This window comes from Actinomadura madurae (genome assembly GCF_047130825.1).
Taxonomy (GTDB): Bacteria; Actinomycetota; Actinomycetes; order Streptosporangiales; family Streptosporangiaceae; genus Spirillospora; species Spirillospora madurae.
The window spans coordinates 3,260,066-3,281,469 of the sequence record NZ_CP083237.1 but is presented as its reverse complement, the minus strand read 5'-3'; the positions used below and the strand labels follow the sequence as shown (position 1 = coordinate 3,281,469).

The following is a 21,404-nucleotide window of genomic DNA, read 5'->3' as shown; positions in this document are numbered from 1 at the left end:
GGCTCACGGTTAAGGTGTGTCCATGCAGGTCAACCAGTCGGGCAAGCTGACCAACGTCTGTTACGACATCCGGGGACCGGTCCTCAAGCGCGCCAAGCAGCTGGAGGCCGAGGGGAACAACATCCTCAAGCTGCACATCGGCAACCCGGCCCCGTTCGGGTTCGAGGCCCCGCCCGAGCTCCTCCAGGACATGATCCGCAACCTGCCGGACGCGCACGGCTACAGCGACTCCAAGGGCATCCTGTCCGCCCGCCGCGCCATCGTGCAGCGCCTGGAGGACGACGGCGTCCCCGGCATCGACGTCGAGGACGTCTACCTCGGCAACGGCGTCTCCGAGCTCATCGTGATGACCCTGCAGGCGCTCCTCAACGACGGCGACGAGGTGCTCATCCCGGCCCCCGACTACCCGCTGTGGACGGCGTCGGTCTCCCTCTGCGGCGGCACGCCCGTCCACTACCTGTGCGACGAGGACGACGGCTGGCAGCCGAGCCTGGACGACATCGAGTCCAAGATCGGCGACCGGACCCGCGCCATCGTCATCATCAACCCGAACAACCCGACCGGCGCCGTCTACTCGCGCGAGGTGCTGTCGAGCATCGTCGAGGTCGCCCGCCGCCGGAACCTGATCGTCTTCGCCGACGAGATCTACGACCGGATCCTCTACGACGACGCCGAGCACGTGCCGATCGCGTCGCTGGCCCCCGACCTGCTGTGCCTCACCTTCGGCGGCCTGTCGAAGAACTACCGGGTCGCGGGGTTCCGGGCGGGATGGGTGGTGCTGTCCGGGCCGAAGGAGCACGCCGAGTCCTACATCGAGGGCCTCGACATCCTCGCCAACATGCGGCTCTGCCCGAACGTCCCCGGCCAGCACGCCATCCAGGCGGCGCTCGGCGGCTACCAGAGCATCGACGACCTCGTCCTGCCGACCGGACGCCTCGGCGAGCAGCGCGACCGCGCCTGGAAGCTGCTGAACGACCTGCCGGGCGTCAGCTGCGTCAAACCCAGCGGCGCCCTGTACGTCTTCCCGCGCCTGGACCCCGAGATGTACCCGATCGAGGACGACATGCGCTTCGCCCTCGACCTGCTGGAGCAGCAGAAGCTCCTCGTCGTCCAGGGCACCGGGTTCAACTGGCCGTCCACCGACCACTTCCGCGTCGTCACGCTCCAGTACGCCGACGACCTGGAGGACGCCGTCGGCCGCATCGGCGAGTTCCTCGGCACCCGCCGCCGCTGACGCCCGCGGGCGGCACGGTTCGGCCCTTCGCTCAGCCCTTCTCCGCGGCGGCGTCCAGCCGGCGGAGGGCGCCGCGCACGACGTCCGGGTCGGTGGTCGCCCAGAACGGCGGCAGCGAGTTCTTCAGGAAGCCGCCGTAGCGGGCCGTGGCGAGCCGCGGGTCGAGGACGGCGACGACGCCGCGGTCGTCCATCGACCGGAGCAGCCGCCCCGCGCCCTGCGCCAGCAGCAGCGCGGCGTGCGTCGCGGCGACCGCCATGAACCCGTTGCCGCCGCGCGCCGCGACCGCCCGCGACCGCGCCGACGACACGGGGTCGTCCGGCCGCGGGAACGGGATGCGGTCCATGATGACCAGTTGCAGCGACGGGCCGGGGACGTCCACGCCCTGCCAGAGCGACAGGGTGCCGAACAGGCAGGTCCGCTCGTCCTCGGCGAACTGCTTGACCAGCAGGGACGTGGAGTCCTCGCCCTGGCAGAGCAGCGGGTGGGTCAGATGGTCCTTCAGCTCGTCGGCGGCCTGGCGCGCCGCCCGCATCGAGGAGAACAGGCCGAGCGTGCGCCCGCCCGCCGCCTCGATCAGCTCGGTGATCTCGGTCAGGTAGGCGTCGGCGAGCCCGTCGCGGCCGGGCTGCGGCAGGTGCCGCGCGACGTACAGGATGCCCGCCTTCGGATGGTCGAACGGCGAGCCGACGTCCAGCCCGGACCACACGACCTCGGTCTCCTCGCCCTTCTCCGTCGCGGTCTGCGCGAGCCCCTCCGCGGCGGTCTTGGCGTCGCGCGGCCCGCTCTCGTTCAGCGGCGGCAGCCCCCACTGGCGGGCGAGCGGCTCGAACGACCCGCCCAGCGTGAGCGTCGCCGACGTCAGGATCGCGGTGCGCTGCTCGAACAGCGTCGTCCGCAACAGGCCGCCCACACCGATCGGCGCCACATGCAGGGCCGGCGGCCTCTTCGGACGCCCTTCCTGGACGAACGGCTTCTCCAGCCACACCACGTCGAAGCGCTGCCCCATCTCGGGCTGGAACGCCTCCAGCATCCGCACGGCCGTCTCGTGCATCTCCTCCAGCGACGACCGTGCCGCCTTGCGCGCGGCCATGTCGCCGGGGTCGGCGTCCTTCTTCTCCGGGCCGAGCGCCGTGATGCACGCGTGCGCGGCGTCCCGGACGGCGGCGAGCGTGTTGCCGAGCGCGGGCGACAGGACGTCCATACGTCCGGCGGGCATGTCCTCCAGAAGGAGGCCGAGCCCTTCGGCCGACTCCTTCATGCGGTCGGCGATGCCCTCCTCGATGAGGCGCCCGCAACGCCGCGCCGCCGTCTCGACGCCGGCCGCGCTCAGATCGCCGGTCGCGACCGACGTGACCCGGTCGACCAGCTCGTGCGCCTCGTCCACGATCACCACATCGTGCTCGGGCAGGACCTGGAACTCCTCCAGCGCGTCGATGGCCAGCAGCGCGTGGTTCGTGACCACGATGTGCGCCTCGCCGGCCTCCGCCCGCGCCAGCTCCGCGAAGCACTCGGTGCCCTGCGGGCACCGCTGCGCGCCCAAGCACTCCTTCGCCGTGACCGCGACCTGCCGCCACGCCTGCTCGCTCACCCCCGGCACGAGCTCGTCCCGGTCGCCGGTCTTCGTCTCCTCGGCCCACTCGTTCAGCCGCTTGACCTGCCGTCCGAGCGTGGAGAGCTGCTGCGGGTCGAACAGGCTCGGCCCGCCGTCCTCCTCCTCGGGCACCCCCGTCTGCACCCGGTGCAGGCACAGGTAGTTGCGGCGGCCCTTGAGGATCGCGAACTTCAGCTCGGTGCCGAGCTGCGGCCCGAGAGCCTCGGCGAGCCTGGGCAGGTCGCGGTCGACGAGCTGCCGCTGCAGCGCGATCGTCGCGGTGGAGACCACCACGGTCGTCTTGTTCTGCACGGCGTACCGGATCGCCGGGACGAGGTAGGCCAGCGACTTGCCCGTCCCCGTGCCGGCCTGGGCGGCGACGTGCTCACCGGACTCGATCGCCTTCTCCACCGCCCGGGCCATGCTCACCTGCCCCGGGCGCTCGGCGCCCCCGATGGACGTGACGGCCGCGGCGAGAAGGGTCGCCATGTCCGGAATCTGGGTATCGCTGTCGGTCAGCAGATCAGGGGCGGGCACGTCGCCCAACGCTACCGTCCGCGGCCGACACCCGCGCCCCGGTAGCCCGCACTCGGGCCGCCGGTTCCCGCCGGCCCGGAGTTATCCACAATCGCGGGACCGTGCTCGGCCGGCGCGCCGCCCCTGCGAGGGTCGAGCCATGACACCCCTGGTGATCCGCTCCGCACAGGACGCCATCGCGGCCGTCCCCTACCTGCTCGGCTTCCACCCGTCCCGCAGCCTCGTCGTGATCGGCTTCGAGGGCCGCTCCGGCGGCACGTGCGCGATCCGGCTCGACTTACCGTCCGGCGACGCCGGCCGGGTGGCCGCCCTCCTCGCCGCGAACGGCTTCACCCGCTCGCTCGTGCTCGGCTACGGTCCGGCCGGCGAGGTGGCCGCGGCCGCCGCCCCGATGCGCGCGGCGCTGTCGGACGCCGGCGTCCCCGCCGCCGAGGCGATCCGCGTCGCCGAGGGCCGCTGGTGGTCGCTGACGTGCGACGACGACTGCTGCCCGCCCGAAGGGACCCCGTACGACATCTCCGCCAGCGCCCTCGCCGCCCAGGCGACCTTCGCCGGTCACGTGGCCCTCGCCGGCCGCGCCGAACTCGTCGCGTCGGTCGCCCCGATCGGCGACCCCGCGATGCACCGGGCCACCGAGCGTGCCGAGAAGCGCCGCCTCGCCTGCCCCCGCACGGACGCCGAGAGCGACCTCGCCTTCGTCCTGGCCCTGCTCGCCCACGTCCGCACCGGCATCCGCCCGACCGACGACGAGGTCGCCTGGCTCGGCCTCCTCCTCACCGACCTGCGCATCCGCGACGAGGCCTGGATCCGCATCGACGAGGACGCGCCCGCCGCCGACATCGCCTTCTGGCGCGACATCGTCCGCCGCGTGGACGAGAGGCACGTCCCGGCCCCCGCGTCCCTCCTGGCGTTCGCCGCCTACACCGCCGGCGACGGCGGCCTGGCCAACGTGGCCCTGCAACGCGCCCTCGACGCCGACCCCGCCTACTCCATGGCCGTCCTGCTCCGGGAGGTGATCCACGCGGGCATCCCCCCGTCCAAGCTCCGCCTGGGCATGAACCCCGACCAGCTCGCGACCGCCTACGACGCCCACCCCCACCGCAAGGCCGGGTAACCCACCCCACCCACCCAAGCCTCCACACGGCCCGTGTAGGCGTGCAGGGTCCGGGGGCGGCGTCCTGCCGCGCAGCTCGTTCGGCACACCCGTCCACGCTGGTCGGGGGGCGCGCGGGTCAGGGGGCGACGGCCTGGCCGGGCGTGCCGGGGTCTATGCGGCGGTCGCGGTTGCGCTCGTTCCAGGCGCGCATGCGCGGCGGGTAGCCCACGATCTGGACGTCGTAGATGGGCAGGCCGAGGTCGCGTGCCACCTTGGCGATGACCTTGGGGGAGCCGACCCGGCGGCGGGTCCACTCGCCGTCGTGGGCGACCGCGACGGCCGTGGTGTCGGTGGCGAAGGTCTCCGGCTCGACGAAGAACTCCACGCCCTGCCGGGACCGGGCGAACGCGATCAGGGCCTCGATGTCGGAGTCCGTCGCCTCGCGGTCGAGTCTCGTCACCGTGGGTCCGCGATGTCTGCGGATCCCGAATCGATCCCGGAACCTCATCGCCCATCCCGTCGCCTGTGCCGCCGGATTGCGGTGTACGACGATAACGACACCCGCGCGGCGCGGGTTCCCGACACAGCGGCGGCATCCCCGGCGGGCGGGGGGTCGAGCCCTAGACTTGCGCACCTGGGGGATCATCATCGGGGGGATCGATGGACGGGCTGGACCGCGTCCGGCGGGGGGCCGCGGCCGTGCTCGCGGCCTCGCTGTTCGGGTTGCTCAGCACGCTCACCCCCGCTCCGAAGCAGGCCGGGCTCGTCGCCGCCCGGAGCGCGGCCCCGGACCGCCACCCGACGAAGCCGGAGCCCCGGCCCACGGCCCCGCCGAAGCCGCCGCCACCCGACTGCGCGCGGGCCAGGTGCGTGGCGCTGACGTTCGACGACGGGCCCGCCGAGAGCACCGGCGAGCTCCTGGACATCCTGGCCGCCCGCCATGTGAGGGCGACGTTCTTCCTGATCGGCGAGAACGTCGCGGAGCATCCCGAGCTGGTCCGGCGCGAGGCCGCGGAGGGACACGAGCTCGCCGACCACAGCTATACGCACGCCGATCTCGGCCACGCCTCGCGCAAGGAGATCCTGTCGGAGCTGAACCGCACGCAGGACGCGATCCGGCGGGCGTCCGGCGTCACCCCGGTCCTGCTCCGGCCGCCCTACGGGTCGACGTCCGGGCGGCTGAAGAAGATCACGCGGAGCCTGGGGCTGGCGCAGGTGATGTGGACGGTCGACCCGCTCGACTGGGAGCGCCGCGACACCGGGTACGTCGAGAAGCGGGTGCTGAAGGAGGTGAAGCCCGGCTCCATCGTCCTCCTGCACGACATCCATCCGACGACGGTGAAGGCCGTCCCGAGGATCGTCGACGAGCTGGCCGCCCGCGGCTACGTGTTCGTCACGGTGCCGGAGCTGTTCGGCGGCCGCCTGACACCGGGGGAGGAGTACGTCCAGCTGAATTCAGGGGAGGCTCAGGGTCTTCCCTGATACCTCGGCGGCCCGCGCCCGCCGAGCATGGGAGGTATGAACAGCAGCTACGCGGCGGGGGATCTGCGGGTCTCGGACGCCGAGCGGGAACCGGTCATCCAGAACCTCCAGGTCGCCTACGCCGAGGGGCGCCTCGACGAGGACGAGTTCGACATGCGCGTCCAGCTGGCGATGACGGCCAAGACGCGGCGCGACCTCGGCGCGGTCACCCACGACCTGGTGCCCGCGCCTCGCAAGCAGCCGGCCGCGTGGGACGGGGAGTCCCCGACGGGCGAGGACAGGATGCTCGCCGCGGCGGCCCATGCCATCGCCGTCCCCACGCTGTTCGTCGGGCCGCTGTTGCTGATGCTGCTGAGCGGCAAGCGGTCGGAGTACGTCCGCAGGCAGGCCGCCGAGGCCGTGAACTTCCAGGTGACGCTGCTGCTGCTCACGATCGTCACGTTCGGGATCGGCGCGGTCGCGTACGCGGTCGCGTGGGTGCTGTCGGTGATCGCGGCGATGTTCGCGCTGACCGGCGGCACGTTCCGCTACCCCTGGATCCTGCGCCTGGTGAAGTGACCCGGCACCGGCCCGGCCGAGGTGCCGGGCGCCTCCCGGGTTTGTCGGCGGGTGCCTCCGGGGAAGTGTTGACGTGGCCGCTCTGTACGCGGTTCCGTCGCTCCAGGAGATGAATCGACGCCGATGTGTACGCCCGTGGCTTTATTCCCCTCCCTACCTGTGACGCCCCTAACGCCCGAGTTATGTGGACCGTGCATGGGATGATCGATTAACTAGGCGAGGGAGGGGCAGATGACGGAGCTTGAGGTCAAAGGTGATCACCAGCGGGCGGTGGAGGCGCTCCGGAGGTCCTACGCGGCGATCCCGGCGGGGACGCCGGTGCGGCTGGCGAAGCGGACCTCCAACCTGTTCCGGTGGCGCGACCCCTCGGAGGCTCCCGGGCTGGACGTGTCCGGGTTCGACAAGGTCCTGAGCGTCGACGCGGACGAGCGGACCGCCCAGGTCCAGGGCATGACGACCTACGAGGACCTGGTCGACGCGACGCTCCCGCACGGGCTGATGCCGACGGTCGTCCCGCAGCTGAAGACCATCACGCTGGGCGGCGCGGTGACCGGGCTCGGCATCGAGTCGACGTCGTTCCGGGACGGGCTGCCGCACGAGGGCGTCCTGGAGCTGGAGGTCCTCACCGGGGACGGGCAGATCGTCACCGCGACCCGCGACAACGAGCACGCCGACCTGTTCTACGGCTTCCCGAACTCCTACGGGACGCTCGGCTACAGCCTGCGGCTGAAGATCGAGCTGCGTCCCGTCCGCCCGTACGTCCGCCTCCGCCATCTGCGGTTCGGTGACGCGGCGGAACTGGCCCGCGTCATGGGCGAGATCACCGAGAGCGGGACGTTCGAGGGCGAGTCCGTCGACTTCATGGACGGGACGGTCTTCTCCGCGAAGGAGCAGTACATCACGCTCGGCTTCTTCGCCGACTCGGCGCCCTACACGTCCGACTACACCGGCCAGGGCATCTACTACCGGTCGGTCCAGGAACGGTCGGTCGACTTCCTGACGATCCGCGACTACATCTGGCGCTGGGACACCGACTGGTTCTGGTGCTCGGGCGCGTTCGGGGTGCAGAACCCGGCCGTCCGCCGGCTCTGGCCGGACAGGTACAAGCGCTCCGACGTGTACCGCAAGCTGGTCGCCTACGATCGCCGCTACCACATCGTCGCGCGCGCGGAGCGGTGGCGAGGTCTTCGCCCGCGCGAGGACGTCATCCAGGACATCGAGGTGCCGACCGAGCGGCTCCCGGAGTTCCTGGAGTTCTTCCACGACAAGGTGGGCATGAGCCCCATCTGGTTGTGCCCGCTGCGCGCGAAGGAGCGCTGGCCGCTGTATCCGCTGGACGTCGGCCGCCCGTACGTGAACGTGGGTTTCTGGGGAACGGTGCGGATCCCGCCGGGTCAGATCCCCGAGTACCACAATCGGCTCATCGAGTGGAAGGTCGCGGCGCTCGACGGCCACAAGTCCCTCTATTCCACCGCCTTCTACGGCCGGGACGAGTTCTGGCGGTACTACGACGGTGAGACCTATAGGCGGCTCAAGGGGGCCTACGACCCCGGCGAGCGGCTACTGGACCTCTACGACAAGTGCGTGCGCGGACGCTGACCAAGCACCCGCCGTATCGGGGGAGCCCGCCGCCGGTGGCCACCGCCGCCCGGCCCGGGACGGAGAGACAGGAGGAAGAAGATGACGCTGGCCAAGGTCTTCCAGCGGCTCGCCGGGGCTGAGGCGCCAGTGGAGTTCACGGCGTACGACGGCTCGCGGGCGGGGGTTCCCGGCGCCGACATCCGGTTCGACGTGCGCTCGCCCTACGCGGTGTCGTACCTGCTGCACTCGCCGGGGGCGCTCGGGCTCGCCCGCGCCTACGTCACCGGCATGATCGACGTCGACGGCGACATGATCACCGCGCTGACGACGATGCAGCAGGTGCTGGGCGATGTGACGGCGGCCGACAAGGCGCGCATCGCCGGTTCCGTGCTGGGTGATCCGCTGCTGCGCGGCGCGGTCTCGCGCCGGCTGGACCCGCCGCCGCAGGAGGCGCCGTTCAGCCGGATCCCGTCGTGGCTGCGGCACTCCAAGCGGCGGGACGCCCGTGCGATCTCCCACCACTACGACGTGTCCAACACCTTCTACGAGTGGGTGCTCGGCCCGTCCATGGCCTACACGTGCGCGTGCTACCCGCGTGAGGACGCGACCCTGGAGGAGGCGCAGTGGGCCAAGCACGACCTGGTCGCGAGGAAGATAGCGCTGAAGCCGGGGATGCGGCTGCTGGACGTCGGCTGCGGCTGGGGCGGCATGGTCATGCACGCGGCGAAGGAGTACGGCGTCAAGGCGCTCGGCGTGACGCTGTCCAAGCAGCAGGCCGAGTGGGCGCAGAAGGCGATCGCCGACCGGGGCCTGTCCGACCTCGCCGAGGTCCGGCACATGGACTACCGCGACGTGGCCGAGACCGGCTTCGACGCGATCAGCTCCATCGGCCTCACCGAGCACATCGGGAAGGCGAACCTGCCCGCCTACTTCACGTTCCTGCACGGCAAGCTGAAGAAGGGCGGGCGGATGCTGAACCACACCATCACCCGTCCGGACAACAGGGCGCCGTCCCGCAAGGAGAACGGGTTCATCAACCGGTACGTGTTCCCGGACGGTGAGCTGGAGGGCCCCGGCTACGTCCAGATGCAGATGAACGACGCGGGTTTCGAGATCCGCCACCAGGAGAACCTGCGCGAGCACTACGCGCGGACGCTCACCGCCTGGTGCGAGAACCTCGACGAGCACTGGGACGAGGCGGTCGTCGAGGTCGGCGAGGGCACCGCCCGCGTGTGGCGCGTCTACATGGCCGGGTGCGTGCTCGGCTTCCGGCAGAACTGGATCCAGCTGCACCAGACGCTGGGCGTGAAGCTGGACGACGACGGCACGAGCCACATGCCGCTGCGTCCCGACTGGGGATCGTGAAGGCGGGCGCTCCCGCACCGTTGACGGGCCGACCGGACTTTCCGGCCGGCCCGTCGCCGTCCGGGCCTCGGAAGGGATGCTCCTATGGATGTCAAGCGGCGAGTTCAAGATCGTTTGTTGTGATGATCTGGTAGAGCTCGCGAGCGATGTAGCGCTTGAGGCAGCGAATGATCTCCTTCTTGGACAGGCCTTGCCTGGTGCGTCGTTCGGCGTAGGCGCGGGTGCGGGGGTCCCAGCGCAGGCGGCACAGCACCACGCGGTAGAGGGCGGCGTTGGCCTGGCGGTCGCCGCCGCGGTTGAGGCGGTGCCGGGTTGTCTTGCCGGAGGAGGCCGGGATCGGGGCGGCGCCGCAGAGCATGGCGAACGCCGCCTCGCAGGTGAGCCGGTCGTGGTTGTGGCCGGCGGTGACCAGGAGCTGGCCGGCGACATCGGTGCCGACCCCGTTGGCGGCGACCAGGCGGGGGTTGATCGCGGCCACCAGTGGGGCCAGGAGCTGGTCCAGATCGGTGATCTCGGCCGACAGGTGCTGGTGGCGGCGGGCCAGGGAGCGCAGGGCGACCTTGGCGGCGGTGGCCGGTGACGCGGCGGTGGCCGGTGACGCGGTGTCGGCCCGGTCGGGCCGCAGGCCCGCGCAGACGGTGATCAGCTGCGTGACCGGCAGGCCGCGCAGGCGTTCGCGCAGTTCGTCGGGGGCGGTGACGATCAGGGCCTTGATCTGGCGCTGGGCGTCGGCCCGCTGGTCGACCGCCGAGCGGCGGGCCACCCGCAGGTTGCGCAGCGCCTCGACGCGGCCGTCACGCCGCTTGGGGATGCCGGTCCGCTCGCCGGCCAGGGCGGTCTTGGCCGCGTGGACGGCATCGATCGGGTCGGGCTTGCCCTGGAACCGGCGGGTCCTGCGGTCGGGACGGTCGACCTCGACAACATCGACGCCCTGCTCGCGCAGCAGGCGGGCCAGCCCGGCCCCGTAGGCGCCGGTGCCCTCGACCCCGACCCGCCCCAGGCGCCCGAACCGGCGCATCCAGTCCAGCAGCGCGGCGTACCCGGCCGCATCGGCGGGGAACTGCTCGGTGCCCAGCACCCGCCCGACCTGGTCGATCACGGCGGCGGTATGGGTTTGTTGGTGGGTGTCGACTCCACCGGCGACCTCGAAGGTCACCGCGTCCTGGGGTGTAATGGAGGGCATCGTCGTCCTGTCGTCTTGACCGGGGCAGGGCGGCACGCACCAGCCGGGCAACGCGGACAAGACAGAGATGGGGCCTCTCGCCAGGCTCCTATGAAGTCACAACGCCACGTCCGGTGAGTGCACATGAGCGCCTCCCGGCCAAGGCCGACAGATCCCGTTGAAGACCCCAAGGCAGTCAGACGCTGGGTCAGACCCCGCCGGGAGGCGCTCATCTACATCATCTCTGTCAGACGGCGAACAGGAGGGCGGCGCTGGCGAGCACGATCACGGCGGTCGCGAAGTGGACGCCGAAGGCGACCGCCCTGGTGCCGCCATGGCGCAGCACGACGAGGGTGTCGCCGAGCGGCGCGATGGCCGCGACCAGCATGTACCACGCGGCGGCGTGGGCGCCGGCGAAGACGATCAGGGCGAGGCCGACCAGGCCGAGCGTGAGGTCGCGCAGCCCCTTGATCTCCAGGTAGGCGGTGTCGCCGTCCGGCTTCGCGGGGACGCCGTATCCGGCGGCCGCCGCCTGGGGCGCCGCGAGGAAGCGGGCGCCGATGAAGACCACGAACAGGACGAGCACGACGGCGAGGCCGTAGGCGGCGGGAACGAGCATCACGATCTCCATTTTCTAGCACTGCTAGGAACAGAATCGACGCTAGCATAGCGAGGCAAGAACTTCTAGCACTGCTAGAGTTCCGGCCATGACGATCCAGGGACGCCGCGAGCGCGAGCGCGCCGAACGGGAACGACTGATCATCTCGGCGGCGCGGGAGCTGGCCGAGACCGAGGGCTGGGACGCGGTGACGACCCGCCGGCTCGCCGCGGAGATCGAGTACAGCCAGCCCGTCCTCTACAGCCACTTCAAGGGCAAGGACGCCATCATGGCGGCCGTCGCCGTCGAGGGGTTCGCCGAACTCGCCGCCGCGCTGCGGGCGGCGCGCACCTCGTCCACCGAGCCGGCGCGGGTCCTCGCCGAGGTCGCCAGGGCCTATGCGGATTTCGCGGAGCGCAGGCCCGCGCTGTACGACGCGATGTTCACCCTCGCCGTCGACCTGCCGTTCGCGAGCCCCGAGGCGCCCGAAGCCCTGCACGCCGGATTCGGCGAGATACGCGAGGCCGTCCGGCCCTTCGCGGGCGAGGACGATCTGGAGGCGCTCACCGAGACGTTCTGGAGCGGCCTGCACGGCCTCCTCACCCTGATGCGCAACGGCCGCCTGCGCCGCGAGGAGCACGACGTGCGCCTCGCGGTCCTGCTCCGGCGCTTCTCGACCTGACGGCCCGTCCGTCAGCCGTCGTCCCCGCGGCCCACGGTCATGGCCTTGATGAGGCCCTCCGGGGTGAACGCGACCGTCACCCGGGCGCCGTCGGGCGAGGTGCCGTCGACGGTGTCGGCGGACATCCTGATCCGGAAGCCGTGCCCGTCCAGGAACCCGAGGACGACGCGGCGGGGGTCGGCGGGGAAGACCTCGGCCGCCGTCATCAGCACCCGCGGCGCCGTGATCGGGTCGAACCCGGCGGCGGGCAGCGAGGGGTCGTCGAGATGGAAGTAGAACGAGCCCTGCCCGTCGTTGACGCGGCAGCTGTGGACGCCGTTGCCGCCGAGCACCGCGGCGGCGGCGATGGCCATCGTGGTCGCCGCCTGATGCGGGTTCGGGAACCCCGACAGGTCGAGGCCGCCGGCCATGAGTTCCGGAATCTCCTGCCGGTCGCCGTGGTCGCGGATGGCGCGCAGCGGGGCGATGGCGGGCGAGTCCTGCTCGAAGTGCGGGTTGTCCCAGGCCCACTTCCACGTCCGGCTGACGTGGGAGTAGCTCCCGAGGAAGGTCACGCCGTGGAAGGTGCGGCCGCCCGTGCTGAGGGTCCGCTCGTCGAGGTCGAAGGAGGTGTAGCCGTCCCCGAGCGCCTTGATGAGGACGTCCTGGCGGTGGATCGCGGCGGCCGAGCCGTAGGCGCCGAACGCCTCGAACTCGGGGCTGTAGACGCTGAGGCCCGTGAGGAACTCGGACCAGAATCTGGCGCCGCGCCCGTCACCCCGGCCGCGGTGGATGTCGCGCAGGCGGTGCGAGGCGTTCTCGGAGCCGACCTCCAGCACCGCCCGGCGGAGCCAGGCGACGGCCGTGTCCTCGTCACCGGCCTCGGCGAAGTCCACACCGAGGCAGAGAGCGGCTCTGGGGTGCCGGAGCTCGGCGGCGCGCCGCCACGCCTCCAGCTTCCCGGCCCTGTCGCCCCGGTCCTCGCGCACGAACCCGAGGTTGAACGCGGCTCCCCCGTTCCCGCGCTCGGCGGCGCGGGAGTACCAGGTCTCCGCGGCGTCGAGGTCGCCCTTGCCGTCGTTGTCGTACAGGCGGCCGATGTTGAAGCCGGCCTGGTCGGCTCCGAGGTCCCATGCCTGCCGGTAGAGGCGGATGGCCTCCTCCCGGTCCCCGTCGTTCTCGGCGAGGACGCCGAGGTTCAGCGGGCCGCCGGAGTGGCCGCCCTCCGCGGCCTGCCGGTACCACCGCTCGGCCGCGGCCCGGTCGCCCGCCCGCTCGGCGGCGTATCCGGCTTCGAAGGCGCTCGGGGCGTATCCCTGGCCTGCCGCCCGCGTCCACCACTCCACCGCCCGGTCGTCCTCGCCCCGGCCGGACGCGAGCATCCCGAGCTCGTGGGCGCCCCCGGGGTGCCCCGCCTCGAACGCCCGCCGGAACAGGTCCTCCGCGTCGTCCGGGTGCCCCGCCTTCCGCGCCTCCAGACCGTCCTCGTACAGGTCGATCGACTCGGCCGGGTATCCGCTCATGTACGCGCGCCTCCGCTCTAATGGGTCATAGACGTAGAGATCGACGCCGCCTGGCCGCGGCGGGTTCCTCGCGCGTGGCGGAATGCATGGACGGGACGGGCCACGGGTGGTAAGCCCGGGTTTGACGGGCGGGCGTCGCGGCGCCCACGGAGCGCTGGAGTCCTCATGGAACACGACTACGTCATCGTCGGAGCGGGGTCCGCGGGCTGTGCCCTGGCCGCGCGGCTCTCCGAGGACGCCTCCGTGACCGTCGCGCTCCTGGAGGCCGGCGGCCCTGACGACAAGGGCGAGATCCACGTCCCGGCGGCGTTCCCGAAGCTCTTCAAGACCGAGTGCGACTGGGACTACAGCACGGCTCCCCAGGCCGGGCTGGACGGGCGCGAGCTGTACTGGCCGCGCGGCAGGATGCTCGGCGGCTCCTCCTCGCTCAACGCGATGATGTGGGTGCGCGGCCATTACGACGACTACGACGACTGGGACATCCCGGGCTGGTCGTACGAGGACGTCGTCCCGTACTTCAAGCGCGTCGAGGGGCGCGCCGGCAGCAACGCCGGCGACGTGTACGGGACGTCCGGCCCCGTCACGATCTCCGAGCAGCGCAGTCCCAACCCGACGACCCGCGCGTTCCTCGACGCGTGTGCGGCGGCCGGCCTGAAGCGGCGGCCCGAGCTGAACGGCCCGTCCAACGAGGGCTACGCGCTCACCCCCGTGAGCCAGAAGCGCGGCAGGCGGTGCAGCGCCGCCGACGCGTACCTGCGTCCCGCCCGTAAGCGCCCGAACCTCACCGTCGTCACGGGTGCGCAGGTGACGAGGATCCTCGTCGAGGACGGGCGCGCGACCGGCGTCGAGCACGGCGGGGAGCGCGTCACGGCCCGCCGCGAGGTCGTCCTGTCGGCGGGCGCGGTCGGGTCGCCGCACCTGCTCATGCTCTCCGGCATCGGCGACCCCGAGCATCTGCGCGGCGCCGGGATCGAGCCCGTCGTCGAGAGCCCGGGCGTCGGGCGGCATCTCCAGGACCACCTGTCGGTGGCCGTCCTGCGGCACTGCCCCGAGAAGATCACGCTCGCGGACGCCGGGTCGCTGCGCGACGTCGCCCGCTACCTGATCGCGCGGCGCGGGCCGCTGACGTCCAACGTCGGGGAGGCGGTCGTGTTCACCACGAGCGACCCGTCCCTGCACGCCCCGGACCTCGAACTGATCTTCGCGCCGGTCCCGTACATCGCGCACGGGCTCACCCCGCCGGCCGAGCACGGCGTGACCCTCGGCGTCGTCCTGCTCCAGCCGGAGTCGGCCGGGCGCATCACGCTCTCCTCCGCCGACCCGGCCGCGCCGCCGGTGATCGACCCGGCCTACCTGTCCCGCGAGGACGACCTGCGCCGCCTCATGGTCGGCGTCCGGCGCGCCGAGGAGCTGCTCGGCGCCGAGGCGCTGAAGCCCTATGCCGGAGACCCCATGGAGCCCTACACGGGTGCGGAGGACGAGGAGGCGCTGGCCCGCTACGTCCGGGGGCACGCCGAGACGCTGTACCACCCGACCGGCACCTGCCGGATGGGGACGGGGGCGGACTCGGTCGTCGACCCGAACCTGCGCGTCCGCGGTGTCGACGGGCTCCGGGTGGCCGACGTGTCCGTCCTGCCGCAGATCACCCGCGGGCACACCAACGCCCCCGCGATCATGATCGGGGAGAAGGCGGCCGACCTGATCAGGCGGACAGCCACCTGACGATGCGCGCGTTCACCTCGACCGGGGCGTCCACCTGGAGGAAGTGGCCGGCGCCCGGGACGAGGGCGGCCTGCGACCCCGGCGGGAGCTCCGCCCGGACGGCGTCCAGGTCCACCAGGTCCGCGCCGATGCAGCCGTCCTCCGCCCCGTGCAGGTACAAAACGGGGCGCTCGCCCACCTCGGTCGTCGCCCGCTGCTCGGCCGCGTACCGGTCGAGGAGCCGGGACGGGTCGAGCATGACCCGGTAGTACCCGATGGCCGCCGCGACGTTGGCGGGCGTGCGCAGGCAGTCCATGGCGTGGTCGACGTCCGCGGACCGGTCCCGGCCGTCGTCGGGCGACCAGTCGCGCCACAGCCCTTCGACGAACGCGCGGCCCAGCGCGACCTCCGCGAGCGGCGTCTGGAAGACGAAGATGTAGAACGACCGCTTGAGCTGCTCGTAGTCGAGGAACGCGGTCGTCATCACCGAGACGGGCGGGACGGACATCACGACGGCCTTGCGCCAGCGGTCCGGGGCGGCGTTCACGGCGCCGTAGGTGGCGAACGCGCCCCAGTCGTGGCCGACGACGACCGCGTCGGAGCCACCGCCGAGGGCCTCGTGCAGGGCGACGGCGTCGGCGGCGAGGGCGCCGCTCTGGTAGGCGCCGTCCTCCGGGACGGACGTCGGGGCGTAGCCGCGCATGAAGGGCGCCACGGCGCGGTACCCGGCGGCGGCCAGGTCCGGCATGAGGTGCCGCCAGGAGTGCGCCGAGTCGGGGAAGCCGTGCAGCAGCAGGGCCAGGGGCCCGTCCTGCGGGCCCGCCGCGAGGTATCCGAAGTCGAGCCCGTTCGCCGTGACAGATCCGGTCGTGATGTCGCCCATGTCCGCCTCCTCGGTTCGCGGCGAACGGTGCCGGGGTCCCGGTGGGCGGTGGGTATCGGGGTGGCCATTCTTCGGATACCGGCGTCTACTTATCTGTTTACAGCGGAATCCGTAGTCACTTAGCATCAATGCAACTGGATCGATTGCAGCGAGGGAAGTGTGATGACGGAGCCGGACGTGACTGGCAAGCGGTACGACGCGATGCAGAAGGCGGCGCGCGACCACCTGTGGATGCACTTCGCGCGCCACTCGGCCTCCCAGGGCGGCGACGAGATCCCGGTGATCGTCCGCGGTGAGGGGCCCTACGTCTACGACTCGGCGGGCCGGCGCTACCTCGACGGGCTGTCCGGGCTGTTCACCGTCCAGGCCGGCCACGGGCGCGAGGAGCTGGCGCAGGCCGGTGCCAAGCAGGCCGCCGAGCTGGCGTTCTTCCCGCTGTGGTCGTACGCGCACCCGAAGGCCGTCGAGCTGGCCGAGCGCCTCGCCGCCCTCGCGCCCGGCGACCTGAACCGCGCGTTCTTCACCGCCGGCGGCGGCGACGCCGTGGAGAGCGCGTGGAAGCTCGCCAAGCACTACTTCAAGCTCACCGGCAAGCCGGGCAAGCACAAGGTGATCAGCCGCGCGGTCGCCTACCACGGCACCCCGCACGGCGCGCTGTCGATCACCGGGCTGCCCGAGCTGAAGGCCCCGTACGAGCCGCTCGTGCCGAGCGGGTTCCGGGTGCCGAACACCAACATCTACCGGGCCGCCGAGCACCGCGACGACCCCGAGGCGTTCGGCCGGTGGGCCGCGGACCGGATCGAGGAGGCCATCGAGTTCGAGGGCCCGGACACCGTCGCCGCCGTGTTCCTGGAGCCGGTGCAGAACGCCGGCGGCTGCTTCCCGCCGCCGCCCGGATACTTCCAGCGCGTCCGGGAGATCTGCGACCGGCACGACGTCCTGCTGGTGTCGGACGAGGTCATCTGCGCGTTCGGGCGCCTCGGCGCGATGTTCGGCGCGGAGCGGTTCGGCTACACGCCCGACATCATCACGTTCGCCAAGGGCGTCACCTCCGGGTACGCGCCGCTCGGCGGGATGCTGGTGGCCGACCGCCTCTTCGAGCCGTTCAAGAACGGGACGGAGATGTTCGCGCACGGCTACACGTTCGGCGGGCACCCGGTGTCGGCGGCGGTCGCCCTGGCCAACCTCGACCTGTTCGAGCGCGAGGACCTCAACGGGCACGTCCGGCGCAACCGGGACGCCTTCCGCGGCACGCTGGAGCGGCTCCGCGACCTGCCGATCGTCGGGGACGTCCGCGGCGACGGCTACTTCTACGGCATCGAGCTCGTCAAGGACCAGGACACGCGCGAGACGTTCGACGACGAGGAGTCCGAGCGGCTGCTGCGCGGGTTCCTCGACAAGGCGCTCTACGAGGCGGGCCTGTACTGCCGCGCCGACGACCGCGGTGATCCGGTCGTCCAGCTGGCGCCGCCGCTGATCTGCGACCAGGGGCACTTCGACGAGATCGAGCAGATCCTCCGTTCCGTCCTCAAGGAGGCATGGGGCCGGATGTGAGCTGGATGTCCGGGCCCGGCCGCGCGCCGGGCCCGGGATCACTACTGTGAGGCGCGTCACCGTCCCGATCAGTGTGCGCGTGCGGCTTTACTTTGAGAGGCTGCATGTAAACCGAATCGGGTTCGGATATGACGAGGTGGTGGGCGAAGGTGCTCAAGGTCGAGGACATCAACCTGACGGACTGGGAGTTCTGGCGGCGGCCGCACGACCACCGGCACGAGGCCTTCAAGGCCCTGCGGTGGCACCCGTCCCTGGTCCTGTTCGAAGAACCCGACATCGTCATCGCACCGCAGGGGCCCGGCTACTACGCGCTGACCCGGCACGCCGACGTCGTCGAGGCGTCCCGGCGCCCGCAGGACTTCTGCTCCGGCAGGGGCGCCATCAGCATCCCGGACATGCCGGGCGACATGCACGAGTACTTCGGCTCGATGATCAGCATGGACGACCCCCGGCACGCCAAGATCCGGCGGATCGTGTCCCGGGCGTTCTCCCCGCGGATGATCCAGCGGTTCGAGGACCGGGTCGAGGCGGTCGCGGGCCAGATCGTCGAGAGCATCGCGGCCGGCGGCGGCACCGGGGACTTCGTCGCGGACGTCGCCGCCCGGCTTCCGCTGAAGATCATCTGCGACATGATGGGCATCGCCGAGGACCGGTACACGACCGTCCTGGACGCCACCAACGTCATCCTCGCGGGCAACGACGCGGAGTTCATCCCGTCCGACGACCCCGAGCAGCTCGCGATGGCGCTGCTCGCCGCGGGCGAGACGCTGAAGGGACTGGTCGGGGAGCTCGGCCGCAAGCGCCGCGCCGAACCTACCGACGACCTGACGTCCGCCCTGGTCAACGCCAACATCGACGGCGAGTCGCTGACCGACCAGGAGCTCGGCTCGTTCTTCATCCTGCTCGTCGTCGCCGGGAACGAGACCACCCGCAACGCCATCGCGCACGGCCTCGACCTGCTCACCCGCGACCCCGACCAGCGGGCCCTGCTCACCGAGGACTTCGAAGCCCGCGTCCCGGGCGCGGTCGAGGAGATCGTCCGGTATGTGTCGCCGGTCATCTGGATGCGCCGCACCGCCACCCGCGACACCACGCTGAACGAGCACGAGATCAAGGAGGGCGACAAGCTCCTCCTCTACTACTGGTCGGCCAACCGCGACGAATCGGTCTTCACCGACCCGGAGAAGTTCGACATCCTGCGCGACCCGAACCCGCACGTCGGCTTCGGCGGCCCCGGGCCGCACTTCTGCCTCGGCGCGCACCTGGCCCGGCGCGAGATCACCGTGATGTTCCGCGAGCTGCTGCGCCGGACGCCGAACATCCGGGCGTCCGGCGACCCCGACCGGCTGGAGTCCAACTTCATCAACGGGATCAAGCGCCTGCCCTACTCGATCTGATCCGGCAGGGGCGGCGCGGCGCCGGCACCCAGGGCCTCGGCCCGCGCCGAGGCCCTGGGCGGTGCCGGCTAGCGCAGCTCGCGCTTGAGGATCTTGCCGGTGGCGGTCATCGGCAGCTCGTCGCGGAACTCGACGATCCGCGGGTACTTGTAGCCGGCGAACTGCTCCTTGCCCCACGCGACCAGCTCGTCCTCGGTCACGGTGGCGCCCGGCGTCCGGATCACGTACGCCTTGACCTCCTCGCCGTGCGAGGGGTGCGGCACGCCCACGACCGCGGCCAGCGACACCTCCGGGTGGGTCATCAGGACCTCTTCGAGCTCCCGCGGGTACACGTTGTACCCGCCCCGGATGATCATGTCCTTGGAGCGGTCGATGATGTAGTAGTAGCCGTCCTCGTCCCGGCGGGCCACGTCACCGGTGCGGAACCAGCCGTCCTTGATGGACGACTCGGTCGCCTCCGGCCGGTTGTGGTAGCCCTTCATGATGTTGTGGCCCCGGATGGCGATCTCGCCGGGCCCCTCGCCCTCGATCTCCTTCCAGCCGTCGTCGATCAGCTTCATCTCCACGCCCCAGACGGGCAGGCCGATCGAGCCCGGCTTGGTCGGACGGTCCGGGCGGTTGAACGAGGCCACCGGCGACGTCTCCGACAGGCCGTAGCCCTCCAGGATGTCCACGTCGAACTTCTTCTTGATCCCCTTCAGGACCTCCATCGGCAGCGCCGACCCGCCCGACACCGCCACCCGCAGGTTCTCCCGGATCGTCGCGATGTCCTCCTCCGAGGTCTCGTCGGTCAGCAGCCCCCAGTACATCGTCGGGACGCCCGCGAAGATGTTCACCTTCTCCTTGACCATCAGCTCGACGGCCTGCTTCGCGTCGAACCGCGCCTGCATGACGAGCGTCGCGCGCCGGTAGAGGCCGACGTTCATCACGCACGTCTGCCCGAAGATGTGGAACAGCGGCAGCGTCACCAGCGACGTGTCGTGCAGGGTCCGGTAGAAGAGCGTGTCGTCCACCATGGTGTTCATCAGGAGGTTGCTGTGCGTGAGCTCGGCGCCCTTCGGCTGGCCGGTCGTCCCGCTGGTGTAGATGATGACGGCGGTGTCGTCCGGCTCCGTCCGCGCCGTGTCGAACGTGCCCGGCTTCCCGGCGAGCGCCGCCCAGAACAGGTCGGCGCCCTCGATCGGGGACTCGGCGGCGGACGGGTCCGCCGGCAGCAGGAAGAAGTGCTCGCACCCCTCGGCCTGCTCGAAGCCCGCGTACCCCATCTCGCCGAGCGGCAGCTCCGGCGTCCCCTCGAAGCAGAAGAGCGCCTTCGCGCCGGAGTCGCCCAGGTGATAGGCGATCTCCCGGGGCTTGAGCAGGACGTTCAGCGGGACGACCACCGCGCCCGCCTTGAGCGCCCCGAAGTAGACCATCGGGAAGTACGGGAGGTTCGGGCTGGACAGGGCCACCTTGTCGCCCGGCTTGATGCCGCGCTCCCGCAGCAGGTTCGCGACCTGGTTCGCGACCGAGTCGAGGAACGAGTAGGAGAGCCGGAGATCGCCGAACACGACCGCGTCGCGGTCGGGCGTTTCCCTGGCGGCGTCCTCCAGTAGCACGGACAGGTTGAGCATGGCACTCCTCGCGCGGAAAGGTGACCGGCCGGTTAGTTACCGCCGAGTCTATGAAACCGTTCCGCGATCCTGCCGCACCGGGCACCGATACGATGTGCCGTTTCATCGAGAAAGGCTGCGGGATCTTGATCATTTTCGGCTGGCGGGTGGTCTTCTTCACCCTCACCCGGGGCGTCTTCCACTGCCCCGACTGCGGCGGCGACCGCGAGTACCGGCGCCGGCAGGGACGCAACTTCTTCACGCTGTTCTTCATCCCGGTCATCCCGCTGACCAAGGCGGGCGGCGAATTCGTCGAATGCGACACGTGCCACGGGCGCTGGAACACCGGCGTCCTGAACGTGCCGACGACCGCGCAGCTCGCCCAGATGCCCGCGATGCTGCTGCGCATGGCCATCGCGCAGGTGCTGCGCTCCGGCGACTACACCGACGCGGCGGCCCGCACCCGCGCGGTCGCCGTCGTCCAGCAGGCCGGCGACACCGGCTACGGCGACGCCGCGCTGACGGCCGACCTCGGCCGCCCCTTCGACGACGTCCGCGTCGAGATGGCCCGCGCCGCCTCGGCCCTCGCCCCCGAGGCGCGGGAGAGCATCCTGCGCGCCGCCGCCGAGATCGCGCTGGTCGACGGCCCGCTGACCGCCTCCGAGGAGGAGACCCTCGCCGCCGTCGGCGCCGATCTGGAGCTGACCCGCGTCCAGGTGACCGGCGTCGTCTCCATGGCCCGCCAGCAGTCCGGACACTGATCCCCGGCGGGAGGGCTTGCGGCTGCGCTACTCTTGATGTATGTCAGCCAGGCTGCTCCTCGAAGGACCACGTTGACGATTTGACGTCAGCGTGGTGGCCCCTCCTGTGCGAGGGGCCGTTTCAT

Annotated in this window: 18 protein-coding genes; 11 read left to right on the top strand and 7 right to left on the bottom strand. The window is 71.4% G+C overall.

The features are described from left to right. Positions 1 to 22: 22 nt before the first annotated feature. Positions 23 to 1,234, top strand: a complete 1,212-nt coding sequence (locus tag K8Z49_RS14805) for a pyridoxal phosphate-dependent aminotransferase (protein ID WP_075024371.1) — start codon at positions 23 to 25, stop codon at positions 1,232 to 1,234. A 31-nt stretch (positions 1,235 to 1,265) separates the two neighbouring features. On the opposite strand, the gene K8Z49_RS14800 is transcribed toward K8Z49_RS14805, so the two are convergent. Continuing rightward, positions 1,266 to 3,317, bottom strand: coding sequence for an ATP-dependent DNA helicase (locus K8Z49_RS14800; protein WP_412521065.1), 2,052 nt, complete (start codon positions 3,315 to 3,317; stop codon positions 1,266 to 1,268). Between the two features lie 187 nt (positions 3,318 to 3,504). On the opposite strand from K8Z49_RS14800, the gene K8Z49_RS14795 reads away from it, so the two are divergent. Further along, complete coding sequence (locus K8Z49_RS14795) at positions 3,505 to 4,479, top strand: DUF4192 domain-containing protein (protein ID WP_412519254.1); 975 nt, start codon at positions 3,505 to 3,507, stop codon at positions 4,477 to 4,479. A gap of 118 nt (positions 4,480 to 4,597) precedes the next feature. On the opposite strand, the gene K8Z49_RS14790 is transcribed toward K8Z49_RS14795, so the two are convergent. Beyond that, complete coding sequence (locus K8Z49_RS14790; protein ID WP_024936243.1) at positions 4,598 to 4,969, bottom strand: hypothetical protein; 372 nt, start codon at positions 4,967 to 4,969, stop codon at positions 4,598 to 4,600. A gap of 152 nt (positions 4,970 to 5,121) precedes the next feature. On the opposite strand from K8Z49_RS14790, the gene K8Z49_RS14785 reads away from it, so the two are divergent. The 4 genes from K8Z49_RS14785 (at position 5,122) to K8Z49_RS14770 (ending at position 9,447) form a co-directional block, all read left to right on the top strand. After that, positions 5,122 to 5,943: a polysaccharide deacetylase family protein gene (locus K8Z49_RS14785; RefSeq protein WP_075024369.1), complete on the top strand. Its 822-nt coding sequence runs from the start codon at positions 5,122 to 5,124 to the stop codon at positions 5,941 to 5,943. Between the two features lie 36 nt (positions 5,944 to 5,979). Beyond that, complete coding sequence (locus K8Z49_RS14780) at positions 5,980 to 6,501, top strand: DUF1707 and DUF4870 domain-containing protein (protein WP_075024368.1); 522 nt, start codon at positions 5,980 to 5,982, stop codon at positions 6,499 to 6,501. 231 nt (positions 6,502 to 6,732) lie between these two features. After that, positions 6,733 to 8,100, top strand: a complete 1,368-nt coding sequence (locus tag K8Z49_RS14775; RefSeq protein ID WP_412519251.1) for an FAD-binding oxidoreductase — start codon at positions 6,733 to 6,735, stop codon at positions 8,098 to 8,100. Positions 8,101 to 8,181: 81 nt separating this feature from the next. Next, entirely contained in the window at positions 8,182 to 9,447 is a 1,266-nt protein-coding gene (locus K8Z49_RS14770) for a class I SAM-dependent methyltransferase (protein WP_412519249.1), read from the top strand. A gap of 91 nt (positions 9,448 to 9,538) precedes the next feature. On the opposite strand, the gene K8Z49_RS14765 is transcribed toward K8Z49_RS14770, so the two are convergent. Together K8Z49_RS14765 and K8Z49_RS14760 are read right to left on the bottom strand one after the other, a co-directional pair. Next, complete coding sequence (locus K8Z49_RS14765) at positions 9,539 to 10,621, bottom strand: IS110 family transposase (RefSeq protein WP_412521063.1); 1,083 nt, start codon at positions 10,619 to 10,621, stop codon at positions 9,539 to 9,541. A gap of 235 nt (positions 10,622 to 10,856) precedes the next feature. Then, the gene (locus K8Z49_RS14760; RefSeq protein WP_024936242.1) at positions 10,857 to 11,228 is read right to left on the bottom strand and encodes a DUF4267 domain-containing protein; all 372 of its coding nucleotides are present in this window, start codon (positions 11,226 to 11,228) and stop codon (positions 10,857 to 10,859) included. A gap of 88 nt (positions 11,229 to 11,316) precedes the next feature. Between K8Z49_RS14760 and K8Z49_RS14755 the strand changes: the two genes are divergently transcribed. Further along, positions 11,317 to 11,889: a TetR/AcrR family transcriptional regulator gene (locus tag K8Z49_RS14755; RefSeq protein ID WP_021594182.1), complete on the top strand. Its 573-nt coding sequence runs from the start codon at positions 11,317 to 11,319 to the stop codon at positions 11,887 to 11,889. An 11-nt stretch (positions 11,890 to 11,900) separates the two neighbouring features. Here the strand turns inward: K8Z49_RS14755 and K8Z49_RS14750 are convergent, their stop codons facing one another. Continuing rightward, positions 11,901 to 13,391, bottom strand: coding sequence for an SEL1-like repeat protein (locus K8Z49_RS14750; RefSeq protein ID WP_075024366.1), 1,491 nt, complete (start codon positions 13,389 to 13,391; stop codon positions 11,901 to 11,903). Between the two features lie 165 nt (positions 13,392 to 13,556). Between K8Z49_RS14750 and K8Z49_RS14745 the strand changes: the two genes are divergently transcribed. Then, a complete protein-coding gene (locus K8Z49_RS14745) occupies positions 13,557 to 15,113 on the top strand; it encodes a GMC family oxidoreductase (RefSeq protein WP_412519246.1) in 1,557 nt (518 codons plus the stop codon). Here K8Z49_RS14745 and K8Z49_RS14740 read toward each other — a convergent pair. Next, the gene (locus K8Z49_RS14740; protein WP_412519244.1) at positions 15,094 to 15,975 is read right to left on the bottom strand and encodes an alpha/beta fold hydrolase; all 882 of its coding nucleotides are present in this window, start codon (positions 15,973 to 15,975) and stop codon (positions 15,094 to 15,096) included. The two genes, K8Z49_RS14745 and K8Z49_RS14740, sit on opposite strands and share 20 nt — an antisense overlap. Before the next feature lie 162 nt (positions 15,976 to 16,137). Here K8Z49_RS14740 and K8Z49_RS14735 point away from each other — a divergent pair, with 162 nt between their 5' ends. After that, complete coding sequence (locus K8Z49_RS14735) at positions 16,138 to 17,529, top strand: aspartate aminotransferase family protein (protein ID WP_021594186.1); 1,392 nt, start codon at positions 16,138 to 16,140, stop codon at positions 17,527 to 17,529. A gap of 128 nt (positions 17,530 to 17,657) precedes the next feature. Continuing rightward, a complete protein-coding gene (locus tag K8Z49_RS14730) occupies positions 17,658 to 18,926 on the top strand; it encodes a cytochrome P450 (protein WP_075024364.1) in 1,269 nt (422 codons plus the stop codon). A gap of 68 nt (positions 18,927 to 18,994) precedes the next feature. On the opposite strand, the gene K8Z49_RS14725 is transcribed toward K8Z49_RS14730, so the two are convergent. Continuing rightward, positions 18,995 to 20,539: a long-chain-fatty-acid--CoA ligase gene (locus K8Z49_RS14725; RefSeq protein ID WP_021594188.1), complete on the bottom strand. Its 1,545-nt coding sequence runs from the start codon at positions 20,537 to 20,539 to the stop codon at positions 18,995 to 18,997. A 125-nt stretch (positions 20,540 to 20,664) separates the two neighbouring features. Here K8Z49_RS14725 and K8Z49_RS14720 point away from each other — a divergent pair, with 125 nt between their 5' ends. After that, a complete protein-coding gene (locus K8Z49_RS14720; RefSeq protein ID WP_143118804.1) occupies positions 20,665 to 21,279 on the top strand; it encodes a TerB family tellurite resistance protein in 615 nt (204 codons plus the stop codon). The last annotated feature ends 125 nt before the right edge of the window (positions 21,280 to 21,404 follow it).

What these genes read in the sequence shown, in the direction of transcription:
- K8Z49_RS14770 (WP_412519249.1), top strand. Translation starts at nt 8,182, where the DNA reads ATGACGCTGGCCAAGGTCTTCCAGCGGCTCGCCGGGGCTGAGGCGCCA.
- K8Z49_RS14740 (WP_412519244.1), bottom strand. Translation starts at nt 15,975, where the DNA reads ATGGGCGACATCACGACCGGATCTGTCACGGCGAACGGGCTCGACTTC.
- K8Z49_RS14760 (WP_024936242.1), bottom strand. Translation starts at nt 11,228, where the DNA reads ATGCTCGTTCCCGCCGCCTACGGCCTCGCCGTCGTGCTCGTCCTGTTC.
- K8Z49_RS14745 (WP_412519246.1), top strand. Translation starts at nt 13,557, where the DNA reads ATGGAACACGACTACGTCATCGTCGGAGCGGGGTCCGCGGGCTGTGCC.
- K8Z49_RS14800 (WP_412521065.1), bottom strand. Translation starts at nt 3,317, where the DNA reads ATGGCGACCCTTCTCGCCGCGGCCGTCACGTCCATCGGGGGCGCCGAG.
- K8Z49_RS14785 (WP_075024369.1), top strand. Translation starts at nt 5,122, where the DNA reads ATGGACGGGCTGGACCGCGTCCGGCGGGGGGCCGCGGCCGTGCTCGCG.
- K8Z49_RS14735 (WP_021594186.1), top strand. Translation starts at nt 16,138, where the DNA reads ATGACGGAGCCGGACGTGACTGGCAAGCGGTACGACGCGATGCAGAAG.
- K8Z49_RS14805 (WP_075024371.1), top strand. Translation starts at nt 23, where the DNA reads ATGCAGGTCAACCAGTCGGGCAAGCTGACCAACGTCTGTTACGACATC.
- K8Z49_RS14790 (WP_024936243.1), bottom strand. Translation starts at nt 4,969, where the DNA reads ATGAGGTTCCGGGATCGATTCGGGATCCGCAGACATCGCGGACCCACG.
- K8Z49_RS14795 (WP_412519254.1), top strand. Translation starts at nt 3,505, where the DNA reads ATGACACCCCTGGTGATCCGCTCCGCACAGGACGCCATCGCGGCCGTC.
- K8Z49_RS14780 (WP_075024368.1), top strand. Translation starts at nt 5,980, where the DNA reads ATGAACAGCAGCTACGCGGCGGGGGATCTGCGGGTCTCGGACGCCGAG.
- K8Z49_RS14750 (WP_075024366.1), bottom strand. Translation starts at nt 13,391, where the DNA reads ATGAGCGGATACCCGGCCGAGTCGATCGACCTGTACGAGGACGGTCTG.
- K8Z49_RS14775 (WP_412519251.1), top strand. Translation starts at nt 6,733, where the DNA reads ATGACGGAGCTTGAGGTCAAAGGTGATCACCAGCGGGCGGTGGAGGCG.
- K8Z49_RS14755 (WP_021594182.1), top strand. Translation starts at nt 11,317, where the DNA reads ATGACGATCCAGGGACGCCGCGAGCGCGAGCGCGCCGAACGGGAACGA.
- K8Z49_RS14730 (WP_075024364.1), top strand. Translation starts at nt 17,658, where the DNA reads ATGACGAGGTGGTGGGCGAAGGTGCTCAAGGTCGAGGACATCAACCTG.
- K8Z49_RS14725 (WP_021594188.1), bottom strand. Translation starts at nt 20,539, where the DNA reads ATGCTCAACCTGTCCGTGCTACTGGAGGACGCCGCCAGGGAAACGCCC.